At 40.5% G+C, this 22,815-nt stretch carries 25 protein-coding genes, 1 other RNA gene and 1 riboswitch; of the genes, 12 read left to right on the top strand and 14 right to left on the bottom strand.

Annotated features, from left to right (window positions below; all coding sequences use genetic code 11):
- Both ssrA and smpB read right to left on the bottom strand, forming a co-directional pair.
- Positions 1-119: a transfer-messenger RNA gene (gene ssrA / locus ACJAT7_RS11105) on the bottom strand; the annotation flags it as partial.
- 117 nt (positions 120-236) lie between these two features.
- Positions 237-722: an SsrA-binding protein SmpB gene (gene smpB, locus ACJAT7_RS11100; RefSeq protein WP_415226870.1), complete on the bottom strand. Its 486-nt coding sequence runs from the start codon at positions 720-722 to the stop codon at positions 237-239.
- 140 nt (positions 723-862) lie between these two features.
- On the opposite strand from smpB, the gene ACJAT7_RS11095 reads away from it, so the two are divergent.
- On the top strand, positions 863-1,300 hold the full coding sequence (locus tag ACJAT7_RS11095) for an SRPBCC family protein (protein WP_415226869.1): 438 nt from the start codon (positions 863-865) through the stop codon (positions 1,298-1,300).
- 8 nt (positions 1,301-1,308) lie between these two features.
- Positions 1,309-1,599 (top strand): RnfH family protein, encoded by a 291-nt coding sequence (locus ACJAT7_RS11090; RefSeq protein WP_415226868.1) that lies wholly within the window; start codon positions 1,309-1,311, stop codon positions 1,597-1,599.
- A gap of 84 nt (positions 1,600-1,683) precedes the next feature.
- Here the strand turns inward: ACJAT7_RS11090 and ACJAT7_RS11085 are convergent, their stop codons facing one another.
- On the bottom strand, positions 1,684-2,124 hold the full coding sequence (locus ACJAT7_RS11085) for an outer membrane protein assembly factor BamE (RefSeq protein ID WP_415226867.1): 441 nt from the start codon (positions 2,122-2,124) through the stop codon (positions 1,684-1,686).
- A 255-nt stretch (positions 2,125-2,379) separates the two neighbouring features.
- Here ACJAT7_RS11085 and hemA point away from each other — a divergent pair, with 255 nt between their 5' ends.
- The 9 genes from hemA to ACJAT7_RS11040 all read left to right on the top strand — a co-directional run bounded on the left by hemA (position 2,380) and on the right by ACJAT7_RS11040 (position 10,224).
- On the top strand, positions 2,380-3,639 hold the full coding sequence (hemA, locus tag ACJAT7_RS11080) for a glutamyl-tRNA reductase (RefSeq protein ID WP_415226866.1): 1,260 nt from the start codon (positions 2,380-2,382) through the stop codon (positions 3,637-3,639).
- Between the two features lie 75 nt (positions 3,640-3,714).
- Positions 3,715-4,806, top strand: coding sequence for a peptide chain release factor 1 (gene prfA / locus ACJAT7_RS11075; protein ID WP_415226865.1), 1,092 nt, complete (start codon positions 3,715-3,717; stop codon positions 4,804-4,806).
- A complete protein-coding gene (gene prmC, locus ACJAT7_RS11070) occupies positions 4,807-5,649 on the top strand; it encodes a peptide chain release factor N(5)-glutamine methyltransferase (RefSeq protein WP_415226864.1) in 843 nt (280 codons plus the stop codon). It begins immediately after the preceding gene.
- On the top strand, positions 5,650-6,036 hold the full coding sequence (locus tag ACJAT7_RS11065; RefSeq protein ID WP_415226863.1) for a SirB2 family protein: 387 nt from the start codon (positions 5,650-5,652) through the stop codon (positions 6,034-6,036).
- A gap of 3 nt (positions 6,037-6,039) precedes the next feature.
- Positions 6,040-6,915: a SirB1 family protein gene (locus tag ACJAT7_RS11060; protein WP_415226862.1), complete on the top strand. Its 876-nt coding sequence runs from the start codon at positions 6,040-6,042 to the stop codon at positions 6,913-6,915.
- 18 nt (positions 6,916-6,933) lie between these two features.
- Positions 6,934-7,779, top strand: a complete 846-nt coding sequence (gene kdsA, locus ACJAT7_RS11055; protein WP_415226861.1) for a 3-deoxy-8-phosphooctulonate synthase — start codon at positions 6,934-6,936, stop codon at positions 7,777-7,779.
- Between the two features lie 2 nt (positions 7,780-7,781).
- Positions 7,782-8,198: a DUF423 domain-containing protein gene (locus ACJAT7_RS11050; protein WP_415226860.1), complete on the top strand. Its 417-nt coding sequence runs from the start codon at positions 7,782-7,784 to the stop codon at positions 8,196-8,198.
- Positions 8,199-8,385: 187 nt separating this feature from the next.
- Positions 8,386-9,471 (top strand): 23S rRNA (cytidine(2498)-2'-O)-methyltransferase RlmM, encoded by a 1,086-nt coding sequence (rlmM, locus tag ACJAT7_RS11045; RefSeq protein WP_415226859.1) that lies wholly within the window; start codon positions 8,386-8,388, stop codon positions 9,469-9,471.
- Between the two features lie 204 nt (positions 9,472-9,675).
- A complete protein-coding gene (locus ACJAT7_RS11040; protein ID WP_415226858.1) occupies positions 9,676-10,224 on the top strand; it encodes a hypothetical protein in 549 nt (182 codons plus the stop codon).
- Positions 10,225-10,272: 48 nt separating this feature from the next.
- Here the strand turns inward: ACJAT7_RS11040 and ACJAT7_RS11035 are convergent, their stop codons facing one another.
- From ACJAT7_RS11035 to add, 6 genes are all read right to left on the bottom strand, one after another.
- Positions 10,273-10,821 (bottom strand): DUF882 domain-containing protein, encoded by a 549-nt coding sequence (locus ACJAT7_RS11035; protein ID WP_415226857.1) that lies wholly within the window; start codon positions 10,819-10,821, stop codon positions 10,273-10,275.
- 161 nt (positions 10,822-10,982) lie between these two features.
- The gene (locus ACJAT7_RS11030; protein ID WP_415226856.1) at positions 10,983-12,554 is read right to left on the bottom strand and encodes a L,D-transpeptidase family protein; all 1,572 of its coding nucleotides are present in this window, start codon (positions 12,552-12,554) and stop codon (positions 10,983-10,985) included.
- 251 nt (positions 12,555-12,805) lie between these two features.
- Positions 12,806-13,639, bottom strand: a complete 834-nt coding sequence (gene metQ / locus ACJAT7_RS11025) for a methionine ABC transporter substrate-binding lipoprotein MetQ (RefSeq protein WP_415226855.1) — start codon at positions 13,637-13,639, stop codon at positions 12,806-12,808.
- A 69-nt stretch (positions 13,640-13,708) separates the two neighbouring features.
- Entirely contained in the window at positions 13,709-14,395 is a 687-nt protein-coding gene (locus tag ACJAT7_RS11020; RefSeq protein WP_415226854.1) for a methionine ABC transporter permease, read from the bottom strand.
- Positions 14,385-15,419 carry a methionine ABC transporter ATP-binding protein MetN gene (gene metN, locus ACJAT7_RS11015; RefSeq protein WP_415226853.1) on the bottom strand — a complete coding sequence of 345 codons (1,035 nt, stop codon included), beginning with the start codon at positions 15,417-15,419 and terminating at the stop codon, positions 14,385-14,387. Before metN ends, ACJAT7_RS11020 begins: the two co-directional genes overlap by 11 nt.
- Positions 15,420-15,719: 300 nt before the next feature.
- Positions 15,720-16,715: an adenosine deaminase gene (add, locus tag ACJAT7_RS11010; protein WP_415226852.1), complete on the bottom strand. Its 996-nt coding sequence runs from the start codon at positions 16,713-16,715 to the stop codon at positions 15,720-15,722.
- 23 nt (positions 16,716-16,738) lie between these two features.
- Positions 16,739-16,838, bottom strand: a riboswitch (purine riboswitch).
- Positions 16,839-16,952: 114 nt separating this feature from the next.
- Between add and ppiC the strand changes: the two genes are divergently transcribed.
- Positions 16,953-17,231 (top strand): peptidylprolyl isomerase PpiC, encoded by a 279-nt coding sequence (gene ppiC, locus ACJAT7_RS11005; protein ID WP_415226851.1) that lies wholly within the window; start codon positions 16,953-16,955, stop codon positions 17,229-17,231.
- Positions 17,232-17,314: 83 nt separating this feature from the next.
- On the opposite strand, the gene ACJAT7_RS11000 is transcribed toward ppiC, so the two are convergent.
- The 5 genes from ACJAT7_RS11000 to ACJAT7_RS10980 all read right to left on the bottom strand — a co-directional run.
- Entirely contained in the window at positions 17,315-18,172 is an 858-nt protein-coding gene (locus tag ACJAT7_RS11000; protein WP_415226850.1) for a hypothetical protein, read from the bottom strand.
- A gap of 120 nt (positions 18,173-18,292) precedes the next feature.
- Positions 18,293-21,484 (bottom strand): diguanylate cyclase, encoded by a 3,192-nt coding sequence (locus ACJAT7_RS10995; RefSeq protein WP_415226849.1) that lies wholly within the window; start codon positions 21,482-21,484, stop codon positions 18,293-18,295.
- 296 nt (positions 21,485-21,780) lie between these two features.
- Positions 21,781-22,176, bottom strand: a complete 396-nt coding sequence (pspC, locus tag ACJAT7_RS10990) for an envelope stress response membrane protein PspC (RefSeq protein WP_415226848.1) — start codon at positions 22,174-22,176, stop codon at positions 21,781-21,783.
- On the bottom strand, positions 22,173-22,394 hold the full coding sequence (pspB, locus tag ACJAT7_RS10985) for an envelope stress response membrane protein PspB (RefSeq protein ID WP_415226847.1): 222 nt from the start codon (positions 22,392-22,394) through the stop codon (positions 22,173-22,175). Before pspB ends, pspC begins: the two co-directional genes overlap by 4 nt.
- 94 nt (positions 22,395-22,488) lie before the next feature.
- A partial coding sequence (locus ACJAT7_RS10980; RefSeq protein ID WP_415226846.1) for a TSUP family transporter occupies positions 22,489-22,815 on the bottom strand: 327 nt, incomplete at its 5' end.

Here is a 22,815-nt window from a genome sequence, read left to right as displayed (position 1 = left end):
TGCTAGAGAGTAGTTAGAGTCGTTTGCAACTATAACATTGGCGGCTTTTTACGAGGCCAACCGCCACCTCGGCATGCACCTTGGGTTTCAAGAATCTCGTCGAGTCCTAAATCATCCCCACAGTGGTAAGCGTCTTCTACCTGCTTACGTATTAATAGTAGCAAAAGAAAAGTGCTTTAGATAGTGTTATCTGCGTCACATTACATTTGCTATTAATTAAACTTTTACATCTATTTCTAGCGAACGCTGTGTTTCATCATACGTTCTTTGTCTACTTTCCATTCTCTATCTTTCACATCAGCGCGTTTGTCGCGGTCTTGCTTACCTTTTGCTAATGCAAAAGATATTTTTACCCACGCATGTTTCCAGTATAAAGAGATGGGAATAATAGAGTAACCTTGACGTTCAACTTTACCGACTAAGTTGTCGAGTTCTCGCCTGTTAAGCAGTAATTTGCGATAACGCATAGGGTCACATACAACATGCGAAGACGCTGCAATAAGGGGAGGGAAAGAGGCACCCAATAGCCATGCTTCTCCGTTTTTCAGGAAAATATAACTATCAGCGATATTCGCTTTGCCTGCGCGTAACGATTTGACTTCCCAACCCTGTAATTCAAGTCCCGCTTCAAAGCGCTCTTCCAGGTGGTAGTCGTGACTGGCACGTTTATTTCGTGCAATCGTATTGTCATTGTTTTTTGTTTTTGAGTTTTTCTTAGCCATAGTCTCGCATTGTACCCTTAAATAATTTCAAATTGCTATTTCAATTATTCAAAAATAACAGAAATGGCCGCGAATTTGGTATTTTTTTTTATTGAGCGGGGGGATGGTGTAATATGCTCTATTTTTAAAGAGGATAAGAGATGGCTGAAGTGTCACGTAGCGCATTGTTAATGTATAGCGCTGATGAAATGTACCAGTTAGTAAATGATGTGATCGCTTATCCTGAATTTTTGCCCGGTTGTGTTTCGACAAAGGTATTATATTCTTCTGAACATACTATGCGTGCAGCTCTTAAAGTCTCTAAAGCGGGGATTAGTCAAATATTTACTACTGAAAATACGCTTATTGATGGCAAAGCTATTGAGATGAGTTTAGTGGATGGCCCTTTTAAGTATTTAACCGGCGGCTGGACATTTACTGTGCTCGATGAAAAAGCGTGTAAAGTGAGTTTAAATTTAAAATTTGAATTTAGTAGTACGCTGGTGGAATTTGCATTTGGCCGTATCTTTAATGAGTTAATCGGTTCTATGGTGAAATCATTTGCGGCACGTGCAAAAGTGGTTTATGGCCTACGATAGGAAAAACGATGAGTGATATGATTGAAATTGAGGTGGTTTATGGGCTGCCTAATAAACAGGTTTTGCTTTCGCTGCCTGTGCCTGTGGGTTGTACGATAGAAGAGGGGATTAAACTCTCTGGGATTATCAAACATTTCCCGAACATTATAATCAGTGAGGCAAAGGTCGGTATTTTTGGCCATCTTGAAACGCTATCAACAGTGCTTAAGAATGGGGATCGTATTGAGATCTATCGCCCGATGACGGCAGATCCGAAAGAGATGCGCAAATTACGTGCGGCTAAAATGGCAGAAAAATAGTTAAAAACTGTACCCTGATTTAGTTTTTGGTAAAAAAAAGAGCAACTAACGTTATCTGTTAGTTGCTCTTTTTTATCGTATTGGTTAATTTTCGATAGTCACTGCGTTGTCGGTTTCTGGGTTACGTTCCACATTCGGGCTTTCCGCCGCTTCATTCGGCGCTTTCTTTAATTTCGGAGTATTAAGCGGGTTCTCTTTAATCTGACCTTCCCGGTCAATATTTGTCAGAATTTTGTTAGTGAAAGTAAATACCACTTTTTGTTGCTGTATTTCCTTACCGCCGGGTTTTATGTAACGGATGTAGTACCATTTTGAGGAATTAAATTGGTCAATTAACATCGGAGAACCAAGAATGAAGATGATCTGCTCTTGACTCATTCCCATTTCTACTTGGTTTAGTTTTTCCTCCTCAATGTAATTACCTTGAGTCACATCAATTTGGTAGACAAAAGTATCGTAAAGAGATGAACATCCCGACAATGACAAAATTAAAAAGAAACAGGTGATAATATTTTTGATAGGCATGATTTTAGCAACAACTTAAGTCAAATGAGTAAATAAATAGAGCGTCGATAATACCCAAGCATTCGGCACTTGTAAAAATATAAAGGCAGATATTTGTCTATTCTGTTTTGTCGGGCCACAGTTAACCGTTTTAAAGTGATAAAAACAGCTTAAATATCTGCGATACTGATCGTTTTCTTTAAATATTGCTTAAATGTCCGTAGAATTATCGCCCCTATTACCAATCGTTTTTAACTTGTGTTGTGAATTTATCGAATGCCTCTATTTGCGTTAGGAATTAACCATCAAACAGCCTCTCTGTCATTGCGAGAAAAAGTCGTATTTACTCCTGAGTATTTACTCGGAGCTTACCGACAATTGATGGCGCGAAGCTCAGTTTTGGAAGCTGTCATTGTTTCAACCTGTAATCGCACTGAAATATATTGCAATTTGAATCAGGATAACTGTCAACAGGTGATAGATTGGTTCCATTTATTTCACCAGATAGAAGAAAGTGAATTAGCGGACAGTTTATATTGTTATCAAAATGAACAAGCGGTACAGCATCTTTTTCGGGTTGCATGTGGTTTAGACTCGCTAGTGTTAGGCGAACCACAAATTTTGGGGCAGATAAAACAGGCGTTTGCCACGGCAAGCCAAGCCAAAAGTGTTAATAAAATACTTAATAAATGGTTTCAACAGACTTTTAGCGTGGCAAAGCGGGTGCGCACCGAAACCCAAATTGGTGCGAATGCAATTTCGGTGGCGTTTGCCGCTGTCTGTTTAGCCAAGCAAATATTCAGTGAGTTATCACAAAGTCGGGTTTTATTAATTGGGGCTGGTGAAACTATTGAATTAGTGGGTAAATATTTGGTGGATCATAATGTGCCTAATATCACTATTGCGAATCGCACCTTATCAAGGGCGATGGAGCTTGTAGATAGGTTTGATGCACAAGCAATCACCCTGGGTGAAATCCCTAACCACTTAGCAGATGCTGATATTATTATCTCTTCCACTGCGAGTCCCTTACCCATTATAGGTAAAGGAATGGTTGAAAGCGCGTTAAAAAAACGTCGTCATCAGCCGATCTTATTTATCGATATTGCTGTGCCTCGTGATATCGAGTCGGAAGTCGCCGAGTTAAGTGATGCGTACCTTTACACTGTTGATGATTTGCACGGCATCATTGAAGAAAATAAACAGGCGCGCCAAGAAGCGGCCATTGAGGCTGAAAAAATCATCGAAAGTTGCACTGTTGACTTTACTGATTGGCTGGAATCTTTAAAAGCGGTTGAGAGTATCCGCTTATATCGCAGTAATAGTGAGTTATCACGTGATCAGTTATTAATACGTGCAACTGCTGTGCTTAATAACGGTGGTGACCCTGAAAAAGTACTGAAGGAATTAGCGTTTAAATTGACCAATAAGCTGATCCATTACCCGAGTCAGGCATTAACGGATGTTAGCCGTTCTGGCGATGATAATAAATTGCAAATATTGCGTAGTGCGCTCGGCCTAAATTTAGAAGAATAAAATTATTGTTACTGCGGATCCGTTTTAGTAAACAGCAACACAGTGCAAACGAATATACATAAAAAGAGAATTAATATGAAAGCATCCATTGTAAGCAAATTAGAAGGGCTTGTTGAGCGTTATGAAGAAGTTCAAGCTTTGCTTGGCGATTCTGATACGATTAGCGATCAAAACAGATACAGAGAGCTCACTAAAGAGTATTCGCAACTTGAGGTTGTCGTGCACAGCTTTCAAGCTTATCAGGGCGCACTTAAAGATTTGGCATCTGCGGAAATGATGCAGGAGGATGACGATCCTGATATGCGCGAGATGGCAAAAGATGAAATTAAAGAAGCTAAAGAATCTGTTGAAAAATTAGCAGATGAACTGCAAATTTTACTGCTACCTAAAGATCCTAACGATGATCGTAACTGTTACTTAGAAATTCGCGCCGGTGCTGGTGGGGATGAAGCTGCTATTTTTGCCGGTAATCTCTTTCGTATGTACAGCAAATATATTGATGCAAAAGGCTGGCGTATCGAAGTGATGAATAGCAATGCCAGTGAACAGGGCGGTTATAAAGAGTTAATTGCTAAAATTGAAGGTCAAGGTGCATACGGTATTATGAAATTTGAGTCTGGTGGTCACCGTGTACAACGCGTACCGGAAACTGAGTCACAAGGCCGTATTCATACTTCAGCATGTACCGTGGTTGTTATGCCTGAAGTGCCTGAAACAGAGGCAATTTCAATTAATACTGCCGATTTGAAAGTTGATACGTTCCGTGCTTCCGGGGCGGGTGGTCAGCACGTTAATAAAACCGATTCGGCAATCCGTATTACCCATCTACCGACGGGCACAGTGGTTGAATGTCAGGATCAACGTTCGCAGCATAAAAACAGAGCGCAGGCTATGTCTGTTTTACAGGCGCGTCTGCAACAAGCGGAAGATGAAAAGAATCACGCTGAAGAGCAAACAATTCGCCGTAGCTTAGTTGCAAGTGGAGATCGCAGTGAACGTATCCGCACCTACAACTACCCACAAGGGCGGGTCAGCGATCACCGTATTAACTTAACTGTTTATCGTCTTAATGAAGTGTTAGAAGGTGATTTAGACGCATTGTTAGCCCCTATTCTTATTGAAGATCAAGCGGATAAATTAGCAGCGCTTGCGCAAAGTGATTTTTAATTGCGCATTGATGATGCCTTAGTCTGGGCAAAATTTACCTTAGTCAACAGTGACAGTGCCTTATTAGATGCGCAGGTGTTGCTTGCGTTTGTATTGGATAAAGAAACTGTATATCTAATGACTTGGCCTGAGCGAGATTTAACGCATGCACAAAAATGTCAGTTTGAAGAGTTAATTAGCCAGCGTGTAAACGGCGTACCTGTTGCTCATTTAACGGGGATTCGTGAGTTTTGGTCGCTACCGCTTAAAGTTAATAATTCAACATTAATCCCGCGTCCTGATACGGAGATATTGGTTGAAACAGCCCTTGATATTTGCAGTGCCGATGCAAATATATTAGATTTGGGAACAGGTACGGGCGCTATTATTTTAGCGCTGGCCAGTGAACGCCCCAAGTCAAGCTGCATCGGTGTTGATTGCAGCGCCGATGCTGTCAGTCTAGCAAGGGAAAACGCGCAGCAGTTAAATATTAGCAATGTGCTGTTCAAACAGAGTAACTGGTTTGAAAATGTTGAGGGGGAATTTGATTTGATTGTAAGCAACCCCCCTTATATTGATAAAAATGATGTTCATTTAAATCAGGGTGATCTGCGTTTTGAACCCGTAACTGCGCTAGTGTCAGATGATAATGGCTTGGCGGACATTCTATTAATTGCCCGGCAAGCTCCCCATTATCTGAAAAAAGGGGGGTATTTGTTAATAGAGCATGGTTTCGAGCAAGCATCAGTTGTTGCTGCTGTTTTAGAGGATTTGCACTATGTGCAGATTAAAACAATCAAAGATTATGGCGGCAATGATCGTGTTACGATTGCTGTAGTTAACCCAAATAGCAAAGAGGCATAGATGTATAATTTTTTAAAACATACCCATTTAACTTTTATTTTATTGGCTGTACTGCTTTTTATAGTCTCTTTTTATTGGCTTAAAACAGGGCATAAAAATGCGCAAAAAGTAATTTTCAAAAAAGTATTATTACATATGCATTTAACCATCTTATTATTAGGTTTGTTACTGGTTTGGCTTTTACAACTTAACCCGTTTGAATCGCACGGATTTTGGTTGCTTGAAAAAATAGGGGCTTTTATTGCCTATATAGTGATGGTCTCTGTTGCTTTAGATGAAAGAAAACGTAAAGGAATGCAATTATTAGCGTTTATTGGTGCGTTTGGTTGGCTTGCGTATATCGGTAATTTAGCAATCAGCAAACAAGCTATTATATTATTAGGGTAGAGTGTGATTAGTGTATTTAAAGATGATGTTTTTGAAAATGATCTTTTCAAAAATGAAGAGAGTGAAATGATTATCAATGAACAGTTCGATTTTGAAAACTGCTCATTAGTCGATGCCGCTATTATGGCAGAGTCAGAATTGACGGGAGTTAGTGTTAAAAAGTTTCAGGATGATTTGCGTCTGCAACATCTTGTGGTTAAATCTAAACTTTCCTGTTTTGCCGTTGCAGATAAAGAAAAACTTGTTAAATTGATTGATATCCTTTATCAACAGCAGGCGTTCAAGGGCGATTGGAAGGCCTTTTTTAAGGTGAAAAATGCGTTGATTTCTAACGTCTTGTCACGCCGTAAAGGGATTCCAATTAGTTTAGGTATTTTACTTTTAGATTTGTTAAAAGCCTGTGATTTTGATGCACAAGGGATCTGTTTCCCCAGTGGGTTTTTGATTCAGATTAATCTGCCCAATGAAGTCGTTTACCTTGACCCATTTACCGGGGAGCTGCCTTCACGGGAACTGCTTGAACTTAAAGTGCGAGGGCAGTTAGGCAACCATGCTCGATTAACCCTTGATATGCTCAAACCCGATGATAATAGAACCATAATAAAACGGTTAATTAACGTTATTAAAGCGGCCTATATTCAGGCCGAAAGTTTAGAACAGGCGCTATTGTGCTGTGATATTTTATTACGGATTGAGCCCGATGATGCTTATGAAGTAAGAGATCGTGGTTTTATATTTCAACAACTAGATTGTTTTACATTGGCAAGCAGTGATTTTGCATATTTTATTGATCAATTTCCAGAAGATCCCATTGTCAGCCTTTTAAAACGACAGATTAAACAGATGGACCTTGAAAAAAATAGTCAAGTGATCCACTAACAAAAAAGAGAGCAAAGGATGAAGCAAAAAATAGTAAAAGTAGGCAATATCGACGTTGCTAATGACCTCCCATTTGTTTTGTTTGGTGGTATGAATGTATTAGAGTCACGCGACTTAGCGATGAAAATGGTGGAAACATATGTTGAAGTCACATCGAAGTTAAATATCCCATTTGTATTTAAAGCGTCGTTTGATAAAGCCAATCGCTCATCAATTAACAGCTACCGAGGTCCCGGACTTGAAGAAGGGTTACGCATTTTTGAAGAGATCAAAAAAACCTTTAATGTGCCAATTATCACTGATATCCATGAACCTTACCAAGCAAAACCTGTTGCTGAAGTGGTTGATGTTATACAGCTTCCTGCATTTTTAAGTCGTCAAACAGATCTTGTTAAAGCAATGGCTGAAACAAATGCCGTTATCAATGTTAAAAAAGCACAATTTTTAGCGCCGCATGAAATGAAACATATCATCAGCAAATTCAAGGAAGCAGGGAATGATAAAATAATCCTCTGCGAACGAGGTAGCTGCTTTGGTTACAATAACCTTGTGGTTGATATGCTCGGCTTTAGCACCATGAAAGAGACTGGCTACCCGGTTATCTTTGATGTAACGCATTCATTGCAAAAACCAGGTGCGCGCAGTGACAGTGCTGACGGCCGTCGCAGTCAGGTAGTACAACTCGGTTTAGCGGGCATGTCGCAAGGAATCGCCGGTCTATTCTTAGAATCTCATCCAGATCCTGCCAACGCTAAGTGTGATGGTCCCTGTGCGCTTTCTCTTGATAAGCTAGCGCCATTCCTATCACAAATGAAGCAGATGGATGAACTCGCCAAAAGCTTAGATATTATTGATACTGAGTAAATTTGAACACTCATTTCACAATACCTAATAGCACGCGCCTGTTTTTAATTATCGCCTCATTTTTAGGGGCAACAGGCGTTGCATTAGGCGCATATGCCAGCCATGGGTTAAGTGGTTGGGCCAATAGCCAGCAAATTGCATACTTCCAACTAGCTGTTAATTATCAGTTAGTTCATGCCATCACTTTATTAGTCGTTGTGGTTCTTTCGCTATTTATAAATAATCGTTTTTTACTAATGAGCAAAATTGCGTTTGTATTGGGAATCTGTTTTTTTAGTGGCAGTTTATATCTGTATGTTTTAAGTGGTACTAAGATCTTGGCTGTAATAACACCTATTGGTGGTTTGCTGTTGATAATAGCTTGGCTGCTTGTACTGCTGAGTGTGTGTACAAACAAAACAGTAAAAATCGTAGATTAGTCGAGCAAGTTAGTCGTAAAAATAAAAATTAGGTTCGCTAAATGGCGAACAGAGGAAAGTATGTTAGGAATTTTATTATATTGCCGTCCTGGTTTTGAGAATGCGTTGATGGGCAAATGAAATATTATTACTACTAGGCCGTTAAATAAGTTAAAAATTAGGTTCGCTATAACGAACAGAGGAAAGTATGTTAGGAATTTTATTATATTGCCGTCCTGGTTTTGAGAATGATTGCGCAAACGAAATACAAGATAAGGCCGCGGCTTTAGAAGTATTTGGTTTTGTAAAAACGAAACGTAATAGCGGTTATGTATTTTACCATTGTTATAATCCTTCTGAGGTGGAAGGGTTATTACAAAACATCGATTACAAGCAGCTTATATTTGCCCGTCAATTGATTGCGGTGAAAGCCTTTGTTGAAGATTTACCATTAGAAGATCGTATTACACCTATTTTGCAGGTGACCCGTGATATGCCTTTAGGTGGTGACCTTTATGTTGAAACGCCTGAAGGTGATGAGACTAAACCTTTGCTTACTTTCTGCCGTAAATTTACCGTGCCGCTTCGTCAGGCATTGAGAAAGCAGAACAGTTTGACCAGTAAAGATAACCGTAAAAAGCTCTGCTATCATTTATGTTTTTTAGATAACCAATCTGCTTATATCGGTTTTTCTGTGCCGAATAACCGCAGTGAATTCTATATGGGCATCGCGCGTTTACGTTTTCCAAGCGAAGCGCCGAGCCGCTCAACATTAAAGCTTGATGAAGCTATTCAAGTTTTTTTAACAGCAGAAGAGCAGGAGACGCGGCTGCATTCAGGGATGCGCGCCGTAGATTTAGGTGCCTGTCCTGGGGGCTGGACCTACCAGCTTGTGCGCCGTGGCTTATTTGTTACTTGTATTGATAATGGCGCGATGGCCACCAGCTTAATGGATAGCGGGCAGGTCACTCATTACATGGTTGATGGCTTTAAGTACGAGCCGGAGCGTAAAAATATCGATTGGTTAGTCTGTGACATGATAGAAAAACCGCGACGTGTCGCTAAACTGATGGCTAAGTGGTTAATTGAAGGCTGGTGTAAAGAAGCAATTTTTAACCTTAAACTGCCGATGAAAAAACGCTATCAGGAGGCGAGTGAAGATATTAAAATTTTAACGGATATGATTAAAGATGCAGGGCTGCAATATGAATTACAAGCTAAACATCTGTATCACGACCGGGAAGAGATCACCTTACATGTGCGTTTAGTTAATCGTGTTTGGGGTAAAGTGTAGTTATTAACAATATATCTTTTCTTGCTCAACATAATCGCCTCTGTTACTTATTAATTTGAGGCTTTTATCGCCTCTTATTTAGTGCTCGTTTTACAGCGAATCCAGCTCTGGGAAGCATCTACAAGCAGAGGCTGTTATTTGCCTAAATGCGCGTTTGTAGGCTAAGATCTACATCTGTTTCTCTTCATACAAAAGGTCTTGAATATGAAAAAAATAGTTTATCTACTTGTAGCGTGCTTGTTTGCGGGTTACGCCATGGCTGACGAGTATTCAGAGAGTATTGCTAATTTCAAAAAAGCCCCTCAGGTTAGTGCTTTATTTTCCAGTGCCTACGGTTATGCTATTTTCCCAACGATAGGTAAAGGTGGTATTGGTATCGGAGGCGCTTACGGTAAAGGAAGAGTCTATAAGCAAGGGGTGAAAACGGGCAATGTCTCCATGGTACAAGTCACGTTGGGTTTTCAATTAGGCGGCCAGGCTTTTAGTGAAATTATCTTTTTCCAAGATAAAAATGGTTACGATAAATTCACCAGTGATGGTTTTGAGTTTAGTGCACAAGCATCCGCTGTTGCAATTACTGCCGGTGCACAAGCACAAACCAGTACAACCGGCACTTCTGCTGGCGCAGGTAAGAAAGCGCAGAGTGGTCGCTATAGCGACGGAATGGCTACTTTTACTTATGCTATCGGTGGATTAATGTTTGAAGCTGCATTAGGCGGACAAAAATTTTCATTTGAAGCGGATACAAAATAAGTTATATTTTATGCCCTTTTTATTGCAGGTCTCTTCGCGTTAGTTAGGTTACCAAGTACGAAAGTGACCTGTATCAATATGCACAAAATCACTCTCAGGATAATAACCTACACCGCCATTTTTAAGTGATAGCGCAGCTTTTTTTACATCAGCTAACGGCACCCCCTCTAAGCGGAAATCAATCGCCTTGCCAAGCATATGTAAACTCTTTTTAGCCACGCCCTTTGATTTTCCTCGGAGCATTTTGTTGGTGGCTGCCGAGCGATAACCTGAAATTATTTGCACCTGAGTATCACAGCCAATGAGTTGTTGAATCTTAGAGAGTTGGTCGAATAAGTCTTTATCCATCGCTATTGATTCGTTTTGACGAAAATCACGGCATATCTGATTGATTTTTTGAAATTCACTTACCTGATAACTTGTCCCATCAAAATACTCTGTTTGCAATATCTCACCAGTATGAAGATTATTCATCTCTAATGATCTTGGCGGGCCAGTCAGTGGTGATGCATATGATATCGATGGAAAAGCTGCGGTTCCTAAGGCAATAAGGCTGCTTTTAAGAAATATTCGACGACTAAAATTGGGGCTTTTCATATGTATCCATTGGGTAAATAATAAACGGTTAATAGGTCAAGTTACTGAGTATTTGCAACGAGGTCAAACGAGATTGCCCTTAAATGTTGCAGAGAAACGCCATGCTATAGCTTACTTATTGAACTATAAGGTTTTTTATTTTTTTCAAAAGGAATGTTATTTTATGGGAGTTTTAATTCACTTAATTTGTCGTAGTCATAAATATCCTTTCTAAATTGCGTAAAACCTAACTGATCCACCCATACGGTTTGGTATATTGTATAAACAGTGATTTTTTTCTTTAAACTAACTACTTTGGTCTTTTCTTGCTGGAGATGAAGTTGATACTCCTCTTCTGAAAAACCAGATTTTTCCATTAGTAGTTGTGCAAACTTATCGGCATCTTGCACTCGTATACATCCTGAGCTATAGGCTCGATATTGCCTATCAAACAACTGTTTTGCTGGTGTGTCGTGCAAATAAATTGCGTTCTTATTCGGGGTGTTGAATTTGTATAAACCAAGCGCATTGGTTTTCCCCGGTTTTTGGCGCAACTTATAGGGGAAACTCTCTGCTGTAATGGTGGTCCATTCTATTTCATCTTCATTGATGACCTCTTCACTGCGCCAGGTTGGCACTATCTCATAGTTATTTTGCTCAAAAAAATCCTGGTCGATCAATGCGTAAGGTAGGATATCTTTACGCATTATTGTTGTGGGAACATACCAGCTTGGGTTGAACACAATCGAATCAAGTCTAGATGAAAAGAGCGGGGTTTTTCTTTCTACACGGCCTACTATCACTTTACTTGTAAATGTTTTCTGTCCCGATTCCCAATACTCCATGCTGTAGTCTGGGATATTTACTAAGATCATTCTGGGCTTGTTGAGTACCCATAACTGCAATCTTAAGATATTTAAAGCCATTAATCTCAAGCGTTCATCATGGCTGATATTAAGCCAATATTGCGTGTTTTTACCTATAATTCCGTCCACTATTAAGCCATGGCGTGCTTGGAAGTGTTGTACCACATCTTGCAGCTCTTCACTGTATCGATCTCTATCTTGCGCTTCTAAATACTGTTTCATCTCGTCAGAGATCTCGCCTGAAATTTGTAATCGTGCAAGTAACTGATCCTTTTGCTGTAGCTTTTCTCCCTGTTTTGCAAAAACGGTAAATTTTGCAGAAGAGAGCTTGTTATGGCGAGTCAGGTAAGAAGATAAAAAATAGTGATAGAGACGGCTATGGCGGGTGGCTGCGGGTAATAATGATTGCAGATATTGCAATCTATCTTGAGAGGGGGCATTAAAAAACGGATCTGTTGATTTTTTTGATGGTACGCCAATATTATTGTCTATTTTCCCTGCAAATAACCACAAGGTGCCCTTACTGCTTATTTGCTCTGTATAGGAGATATAAAATAGTAAAGAGTCTGAAGCTAAGCGTTCATAGAGTTGCCAATCGTGTTCTCCTGACGCCTTTTTTAATGCTTGATAGTAAGCAGATAAATCGTCACTAATACCTGCGGCAACTAATAATAGTATCTGCTTTTCAAACTCATCTCTTAGCGATTCTTCCTGCCAAAAACGATGGTCTGGATGGTTTTGGTATATAGATTCAAGTAACGCAGGATATTTAAGTTGCAAATCAGTTGCATTATGACTTTCCAGTGCAGATGAAGAGGCAGGAATAAACCCGAGTAGACAGAATATTGTAATAGATAAGAGAAACTTCAATAAATGATTTTTCATCATGCACAACCTTTAACGCAGACTTATATTGAGTATGGTTGAAGAGTGGCAATTACTCAAAAAACAGAAGAGGATAGATCAGTCGCTTAGATGAAGGATTGCTAAAATATGCGTATTAAATGACATTTAATTTCATTGATATCTACCCAGATCAATATTGGCAGACTTTTAACGAGATAGAAGAGCTGAAATGGATATCCGCTGTTTCGGTTAGATAACAGCGGATTTAGATAATTTAAATTAGCCGTCTTTAACTACCAGCCTTTAACGACACCGCCTTTGAATATTTCTTGCGCTGCTTGGTAAACTTCTTCTGACTGGTATGCTTTAACAAAGGTTTTTACATTTTCAGCGTTGACATTATCTTTACGGGCAACGATTAGGTTCACATAAGGTGACTTTTTATCTTCAACAAAAAGACCGTCGTCAGTAGGGGTTAAGTTGATACTGCTTGCATAGGTGGTATTGATAATTGCGATGCTAACATCATCAAGCGCGCGCGGTAGTTGTGCGGCTTCTAACTCAATAATTTTTAAGTTGTTAGAAATACTTACAATATCAAGTACGGTTGTGGTCAGATCTGCATCGTCTTTTAATTTAAGTAATCCCTGCTGCTGAAGAAGTATTAAAGCACGTGCTAGATTGGTTGGATCGCTTGGTACGGCAATTTGGTCGCCTTTTTTTAACTCATCCAGTGATTTAATTTTATTTGAATAACCTGCGATAGGGTAGACGAAGGTGTTGCCTGCAACAGCAAATTTATAACCACGATCTTTAATTTGTTGATCAAGGTAAGGTTTGTGTTGAAATGCATTAACATCGATTGAGCCTTCATCCAATGCCGCATTAGGGGTGATGTAATCAGAAAAAATAATCAGTTTGACCTCTAAGCCATATTTTTCTTTTGCAACCCGTGCTGCCACTTCGGCGACTTGTGCTTCGGATCCTGCAATTACGCCAACAGTAATTTTAGAGTGATCGACAACTGGCTGGCTAGTAACAACTGCCTCTTTATCGCCACATCCAGTAAGTGCAAGTGTTGATGCTAAGCCTATAACAGTGAAAATGTGTTTAAGATTAAAAGACATGCTGTTTCTCCTTTCAGGGTATGCCCTGAATTTTAGTTTTAGTTTTAGTTTTAGTTTGGATTGAAATTATTAGCGATGATCAACATGCTTAACTAAATAATCACCGATAGATTGAATGATTTGTACCAGAATCACTAAGATAACAACAGTAATGAGCATTACTGTACCATCAAAGCGTTGGTAGCCATAACGGATGCCGACATCCCCAAGCCCGCCGCCACCAACGGTTCCCGCCATTGCCGAATAACCCACAAGGGTAACTAAGGTAATGGTCACCGCATTGATAATACCCGGGAGCGCTTCAGGCAGCAGTACTTTTGTGATTATCTGATAAGGTTTGGCGCCCATCGCCTGTGCGGCTTCAACTAGACCTGAAGGTACTTCCAGTAATGCGCCTTCAACAAGACGTGCAATAAACGGAATGGCAGCAATGGTTAGCGGAACAATCGCCGCAGCAGTGCCAATTGAACTGCCGACCATAAAACGGGTAAAAGGAATAATCGCCACCAACAGAATAATAAATGGAATTGAGCGGCCCATATTAACTACTGTTCCCACTGTTTTATTAACAGCATGATTTTCAAGTAAACCTGATTTTTTACTTAAATGTAATAAAATTCCCAGTGGAATACCGAAAATAAAGCCTACCAGGCCGGAAGCAAAAACCATTGCTAATGTCTGTCCTAATGCATCGACAAGTAAGGCGATAAGGCGATCATTGTTTCCCCACCAAACAAAAATTGAATCAAGCGACATATCCTAACACCTCTATTTCTATTTTTTGCTCTTTTAGAAAAGCAATTGCTTGCTGCTCAGCGTCTTCTGTTCCGAAAAACTCGGCCAGCATCAGACCAAATTTAACCCCCCCGACATAATCCATATTCGAACTGAGAATACTGATATCGATATTAAACTCTCGTGCAACTTGGCTGATGATAGGAGCATCAACGGATGCGCCGGTAAACTCTAAACGCACCAGCGGATAACTATTTTCAGTGCGCTTTGCTGATAAGCGTTCGCGGTAATCCTCAGGTATTGATAGATCTAATGTTGAACGAATAAATTCACGCGCTAATGTGCTTTTGGGATGGGCAAAAATATCACCCACCGGCCCTTGTTCAACTAATTTTCCGTCACCAATAATAGCGACTTCACTGCAAATCCCTTTTACCACCGCCATCTCATGCGTTATCAGTAAAATGGTTAGGTTTAATTCTTTATTGATCTTTCTGAGAAGATCTAAAATTGATTGAGTCGTTGCAGGATCAAGTGAACTGGTCGCTTCATCGCAGAGTAATACTTTTGGATCGGACGCTAATGCGCGGGCAATCGCAACACGCTGTTTTTGCCCTCCACTTAAATTGGCGGGGTAGGTATCACTTTTATCACTCAATCCTACCAGTGCTAATAGACTACGGACTTTGATTTTTATGGCTTTTTTATTTACCCCCGCCAACTTTAAAGGCAGGCTAATATTATCAAAAACAGTGCATGATGAGAGCAGGTTAAAGTGTTGGAAAATCATGCCTATTTTACGGCGAGTTAAGGTTAATTGCTGATTGGAAAGCAAAGTCAGGTCAATACCATCGACAATTATCTGGCCGCTGGTAGGGCGCTCTAATAAATTAACGCAACGAATTAACGTACTTTTACCTGCGCCGGAAGCGCCGATAACACCGTATATGCAGCCTTGCGTAATATTAAGGTTAATATCACTAAGCGCATTGATAACTTGCTCTCCCTGATAAAAAACTTTATTTACATTTCTTATTTCTATCATCAACTGTCCTGAATTTAATTAAGAGTCGGTTATTGTTGTGTTTGTAGTGTGGGCAGAGCCGACCATTAACAGATAAACAATAACGGATAATAGGACGTCTAGACGTCTGAGTCAATGGGGGGCTGCGATCTAATATCAATTAGGTGTAAATAACAGCGTTAACCAGGCTTGAGTTTATTGAAAACCAGCGAGAAGCAGATACAAAAAACCAGCTACGAATGTTATTAGTAGCTGGTTTTTTTGCTCGCGCCTTAAATCCTTGCTAATTTTATTTACAGTGCTTCTCAAGCGCTATAAAAGTTACTCCGCGTACTGTAGTAAGTGCTGTTTTACTGAGTCGTTAGCGAATGAATGAGTTACGCTTGTCTTATAAATGTTAAAATAATCTGTGCGGCTCAAGTCAAACTCTTCCATCACTTTACGTACTTCATTGGTCATAGTGGTATTAGAAACAGTGCGGTTGTCGGTATTAATGGTGATAAGCACGCCGTCTTGATAAAATTCTTTTATCGGATGAGCGCTTAGCTTGTCTACCGCTTTGGTCTGTACGTTACTGCTTGGGCAGGCTTCCAAGGTGACCGCTTTGCTCTTGACTAGTTTATAGGCAGTAGCATGCCCTTTAATATGGATGCCATGTCCAATGCGCTCTGCTCCTAGCAGCGAGATTGCATCATAGACGTTCTGGCCATCTCCTTGTTCACCCGCATGAATGGTCACCCGGTAGCCCTTTTCGACTGCATATTGCAGATAGGGTACAAACTCTTGGCAGAACCCTGATGGTTCGCCTCCTGCTAAATCAACAGCAACCACGCCGTCATGCAGATACTTTGCACCGGCATCAACAACCCCCTGAATACTCTCTTTAGGCATATGTCGTAATAGCGATAAAATGTAGTTGCCCTTGATATCGTAATTTTTTTCAGCTCGCTTCATGCCGTTGACTGCACTGCTGATAATCTGCTCCAGCGAAAGGCCTTTTTCAAGGTGCAGCAGCGGGCCAAAACGCACTTCTAAATATTTGACGTTCTCTTTGGCGGCATCTTCAAATAGTTCAAATGAGATTCGTTCAATCGCTTCGGCTGTCTGCATTACCGATAGCGGCAGTTCGAAACGCAGCAGATATTCATCTAAATTTGAACAGGTTTCAGGTGCAATCATTAAGCTATTTATTTCATTAATATCGTTACTCGGCAAGCTGATATTTTGCTCTTTAGCGAGGCTGATAATTGTCTCAGGCCGGACACTGCCATCTAAGTGGCAATGTAGATCTATTTTGGGTAAGTTAAAGTAATTCATAAGTCTCTACCTTTATTTGGGGTACGTAAAGTTACAGACTTCATAATCAAGAATTTAAGGGTCTTGGTAGAAACTCCCAAACCATATCATTGGGATTATACGAAGCAATTCAGCACTGTACTTTACCAGTATGATTGATCCCCTGCAATCCATATAACATAGCGCGTAAAATTGGGGTAGATATCCCGCTAGCCACAGGTTAAAATCTGCAAAATTTTTGTTATAAAGAAGAAAATAATGGCGAGAACCGCAGCAGCACTTCACATTTTAGTGAAGCACAAAGAACAAGCTGAAGATATTATGGCGCAGCTTAAAAAAGGCGCAAAATTTCAAACGCTGGCTAAGAAATATTCTAGCTGCCCATCCGGCAAGAAAGGAGGGGATTTAGGTGAATTTAAAAAAGGGCAGATGGTACCGCCGTTTGATAAGGCCGTTTTTAGCGCTGAAATATTAACCCCTTTATTGGTAAAAACAAAGTTTGGTTGGCACATTATAAAAGTGCTGTACCGAACCTAATGCGGTTGCTTGAGTTGTTGCACGGTAAGTTCTGAATAAACGGTTGGCTATAGCGAAGTACTGAATTATATAACGCAATAAATCTAGTTACGCTTCAACCACCAGCTTGAATCGATCTCCGCTGTACCCTCTGCAAGCGTGGTGTTTTTCAATATAAATAGTTTTCTGCAGTGCAGCGCGGCCTGCTTAATAACAGCGTCATGATATGTTAAAAACAGCGCTTTAAAAGATCCATCTTCAATTGCAGCCTTCAATCCTCTCTCAATTCTGTCAGCAAGTTTCAGATTGGATTTGTTAACGAAAAAATAGACCGGATAAGGGTAGTAGAGTGCGATGTAGGGATCGATTGTAAGCGTGGGGTAGGTTTCCTTTATCGCTGACATTTCATGCCAGGCTTCATTGATCCCTCGTGGGAAATAATCAAATCTTTTGGCGGCCAACATGGCAAAAAGGTGTTCATATTCAATGGTTCCGACGGTCGGTATACCGTTAATTCTGAGAATTTCCATATCTGCCCATTGATTGCCAAAACCTGCTTTATATTTCGCGGTTAACTGCTCGATTGACTCTATTTTTGAAAAATGTTGCAAGCTGCTTTTTCGGATAATAGCGATGCGATAGCCGAGTAATCCTCTGAGAATCGGGATTTTAATGGATAAAAACAGTGACTCTCTTTCTCTGTTTGTCGGTAAAAAAGCAACATTCACTTTTTCACCTCCAGCTAGAAAACGCAGGCCTCTGCTTTGCGGCATTTTAGTATGGACAGGCGCAAGAAAATAGGGGCCATCGCTCTGTAGCGTTTTATCCATAGCAAGTTTAAGCAGATCAATGCGGTAGTTATAGCGGTTAGCGGTTTGAAAATATTTTAAGAGTAAAGGATCACAAAGCGCATCTGTAGTGAAAAATATTATTGCCATTAAAAATAGAGATATTTTTGTCACAGTGACGACCTATTCTTTAAATTTGTGCGGCTATTACAGCAGGAAAATATTCCGCTTTTGGCTGGACCTTAGCTGTGACCGTTTTACTTAACCAGATCACAGGCTCCCATAATTTTTATTTTAGTTGCAATGCATACTCATAACACTAACCCGGCCTTTTCCTTCGGCCTTGGCTTGATACAATGCACGGTCAGCCTGCTTAAGTAACCAATCATTACTTAGTTGATCATAGTCAGTCCCAGCACAATCGCTAATACCGATAGAGCAACTTAAATCAGGCAAGTTCGCAACTATTTCTGGCTTGTCGGTCCATTTGATTAGTTCAGCTTTAAAAAAATGCTGTTTTTTCAGGTTAGAGAGAAGACGCTGCGCGATAATTTTGGCATCCCTATGGTTGGCATTGGGAAATAGCACCACAAATTCATCGCCTCCCCACCTCGCGACAATATCTCCCGCTCTCATACTTTCCACTAATAATCGAGTAAATGCTTGCAGCACTTTATCTCCGATATCATGGCCGAGTAAGTCATTAACTTTTTTAAAGTTATCTAAGTCAATGTAGGCCAAGGAACATTGGTAAGTATCCGCATGCTGCTCATATAATAGCAATTCATGATCTAGGCGTGTTAACAGTGCCTGGCGATTAAATAACCCAGTTAAGGGATCGGTGCTGGACATCTTGATTAAATTTTCTTGGTGTATAATCAGCTGCAATTGGCTACCGAGTTGGCGGCTGATTAACTGTAATATTTCTTGAGCTTGGTAGTCAAAATAGCGGTTGCGATTAAAGTTACAAAGGATCATTGCCCCGTAAAGGTGATCGTTGATAAAAATCGGCAAACAAGCGACGGAATCATAAGTGGCGCGTTTACCATCTTCACCGAGCGAACAAAAGTGATTATCAACCCAAGGTTTCCTTTGCTCTGTTATCTTCTTCAGGTAATTATGAATATCTTTGAGGGGTTGTGTATTACCTACTTGGCTGTCTAACTGCCATTGCTTACCGTCAAGGTGATAAATCACACCAACTTGCACTGTGAAGTTTGCACATACTAACTTTAAGCTTTCCTCTAGCAGTTTTTGAGTTGTATTCAAGCGCTCAGGTAAAGATTGCATGCGACTGATCAACTCCATTTCATGCAAGCGTTGCTGTACCTGCCTGAGCTGAGTAACTTGCTTGGCATTACGCACTAGCTCATCTAGCTGCAGCGATATTTCAGGTAATGCGGTTATTGGCAGATGGCGAGTGTAGATTGGCTGTTGCAGCGCCACTTGCTGTTTAATCAAGGTAAATGTCTCGGTAAAGCGTGGCAATGATAGTGCATCACACATAAGCAAGCTATTGTTGAGAAGTGCATTGCAAGCTGGCCAATCACCTTGGCGGCTATATATCTCTAATAATTCGGTGCTACATAGTGGTAACAAAGAGGTATCCATATCGACAACCTGACCTAATATGGCCGGAGCTTGTTCAAGCGTTGCACGGGCTTGCTGGAGATCGCCTTCGGCACCGAGCAGGCAGCCCTTTAATAGTGCTTGTAAATATTTACCTGTGCTAGAGGGCTTAAAGGGTAATCTTTGCATGCGCTCTAAACATTGCTGCGCGCTTCTAACTACGCCCAATTTTATATTGCATAACCCCTTTAAACTAAATACATCATATAGGTTACGAAATGGGAAGTGAGTTATCTGCCTAATTCGGCAGATGCGCACTAAGTGCTCAAGTATATTTACTGAACGTTGATAATCACGGGTACAAAAGTACAGCCAGGCAAAGTTATATAGGGTGACAAATAATTCTGAATCGTCGCAGGTTTTACGGGCAATATGAAATGCAGCTAAGTATTGATTTTGTGCCTCTGGGTATTGCTCTAGCAGGGTATTAAAATATCCTATGCCGTTATGCATCCGTACCTGTTCTTTGGCTTCACCTAGCTGTTCACGAATCTTTGAACTGATGGCAAAACAGCGGAAAGTCGTCTGGTAGCGGTTAATATAGGAATAAATAATGCCTTTACTATGATAGCTGGCAGCGACCCCCTGCCGATGACCAATTGCTTTTGCCAGTTTAATCCCTCGTTGGGTGATTTTGAGGGCCGTTTTTGAGTCTAACTGCTCGTAAAAACGCAGGTAAGCATAATAATTGCGCAGTACATAAATATGTGAACAATCCATATTGTAGCGCTGTAGTTCACGATCGAGTTGTTCAAATACTAATAGTGGCAGTGGGGTTGATGATTTATCGTGGACATAGAAATTAACAAACATAGACTGCGCCAGTAGTTGCCCATCCCCCGCCTGTTTGGCGATATCCAGTGCCGCTTCCGCACACTGCATCGCCTCTTCAAAGCTTTGCCGCTGCGCTAAGGTTATGCTTAAGAGATTAAATAACCGCACGCGATCATAAGTGGTCGTGATAAGTTCCTGGAATACCTGTATAGATTCCAGTTCGTTAAGCGCGGCATTGAGCTCATCAGAAAATAATAAAGCTTCAGCCAGTCTTAAACGTAGCTCTACTTTATTGGCATCTGTGAGCTGCGGATCTTCGAGTAAAAGGCGAGCCAAGGCTTCGACCTCTGGCCATGCCATCAGATTGGCATTTTGCGCGAGCAGTTGTGATGATAATTTAAATGTTGGCGTAGGCGTTAGTTTAATCTCGTCGGTATATTCGTAGTGAGGCACTTTATGCAGCAAAAATGAGTCATCCAGCCAATCTAAGAAGCCTTCCCATAGATCGTCATCTTGGCGATTAACTAAGGCATACTGGGTATCAATTGAGACCATTACCATCAAGGGGGCGGCAAGCTTTCTCGTTGCCAATGCTTTTAATAAATTGATAGCCGATGCAGAAGCGTAATGCCAGTCGCTTAACACAATTAACGAGGGTTTAGTGATCAGTATTGCAAACAAATTCACCATGGCCTCAGTAATTGCCTGCTTTTCGAAAAAAAGATCATCTATCACGACCATTTCACTGCGCTTATCTATCTCGCCTTTTAAGATGGCCGTCAAGTTCTGTTGCAGCGGTTTGTAATTGGTTGCCTGAATGACAACCTCTTCCACGCTAAATGAGGATTCATCTAAATGTTGAATTAACAGATCAAATATTCCCACAAAGGGGGCGTAGGCTGAATTAGGTTGTAAGCAGATAAATTTTAGCGGTATCTGTTGCTCTTTGGCGAACGCACCAGCAAAGTAGTAAAGCCTGTTAGGATCAGAGCATTGATAAAAGCTAAAGCCTGCACCGTGTTCTTTGATAAGCTGCCAGTCGAGTCGCATGCTGTTTGCAAATAAATTTTGCGTTTGGACCATATCGCACTCCGGCTTTTAAGCTTATATGAAGGTCATATCTTAAATTAAATGAAGCAAAAACGATGTTGCTCAGTTCACAGCGATGAGAGGCATCAGCCGATTCCATATCTTAATTGCAAAGTGATCAATATATCAATGCGTTATTGATTTTTATAGGCGTTATCCAGAGGTTTGATTGAAATCTTTGAGCCTGATCTTAGCGAATTTATTGTGCGCCGCAGACATTTACAACGAGCAAGTTTTTGGGGAAGATGAAAAAAGAGGAATCCAATAATATCATCTCTATTAATGCCCCCTTAACGGTGCCTAAATTCACGATCCATTTTAAATGAAAAAGAGGTGACGTAAGCTTCCATCTGCTCAATATTATGCTCCATCTTATCTAATTCGCCGTTTAAATTTTTTAATATTTGATCTGCAGAGTGGCCTGCCTGCCAAGCTTTATTTTTCACATTATGCGCTTTATAGATACTTTGCTGCCATTCTCGTTGTGCTGGCATCTCATCTAAAATAAAATAAGCTGCAATATAAGCAAGTGCCACAAAAAATCCGGCAGAGAATAAAAATGCGGATATAACTAACAGCCGTATAATCCATATTTCAGTGCCAAAATATTCAGCTAATCCGGCGCAAACGCCGCCAAGTTTTCCATTTTTAGAATCGCGATACATTTTTTTCTTGTGTGTATTCATTTTTGTCTCCACTGCGGCGCCTGTGCATCGAGAATTTTTTGCAGTGATATAATGCGTTTTTGCATCTGCTCAGTGCGTGTTAGCAATCTCTGTAACGTCTCTTTATCTTGAGAGGTTAACCCTTTATTAGTCTGTTTCTGACTCCGGTAATATAAGATTAACCATAGCGGTGCGACAAATATAAAAAACATGCTGAGTGGTAATGCAATATAATTCATCTTAATTCCCTACTTCATTATGTAAGTGCAGCTATTGTGGAAATTATATGTTGGATTATTGGTTATGTCGCGGCCCTACACTGTAAATTAGAGGTTAATTAAGTAACAACTTCAGGCTAAGCGCAACAGACATAGTCACCATTAACGGGCGAATAAATCGACACCCTTGACTTATGACCAATTTAGAACCGAGCGTTGCACCTATCGCCTGGCCTATCAACATGCATCCTCCGAGTAACCACAATACATTCCCCGCGAGGGCAAAACTAAGCAGCGCGGCAATATTACTGGAAAAATTTAATACTTTAGCATGGGCGGTCGCTTTGATGAGATCATTGCCTGCCAGCGAAACAAATGCCAGGGTTAGAAAGCTTCCTGTACCTGGTCCAAAAAATCCATCATAAAAACCGATAACAAGCGC

This window comes from Psychromonas sp. (genome assembly GCF_047632995.1).
GTDB lineage: Bacteria > Pseudomonadota > Gammaproteobacteria > Enterobacterales > Psychromonadaceae > Psychromonas.
Note: the sequence above shows the minus strand (reverse complement) of the source record. Positions and strands in the feature narration are given on the sequence as shown.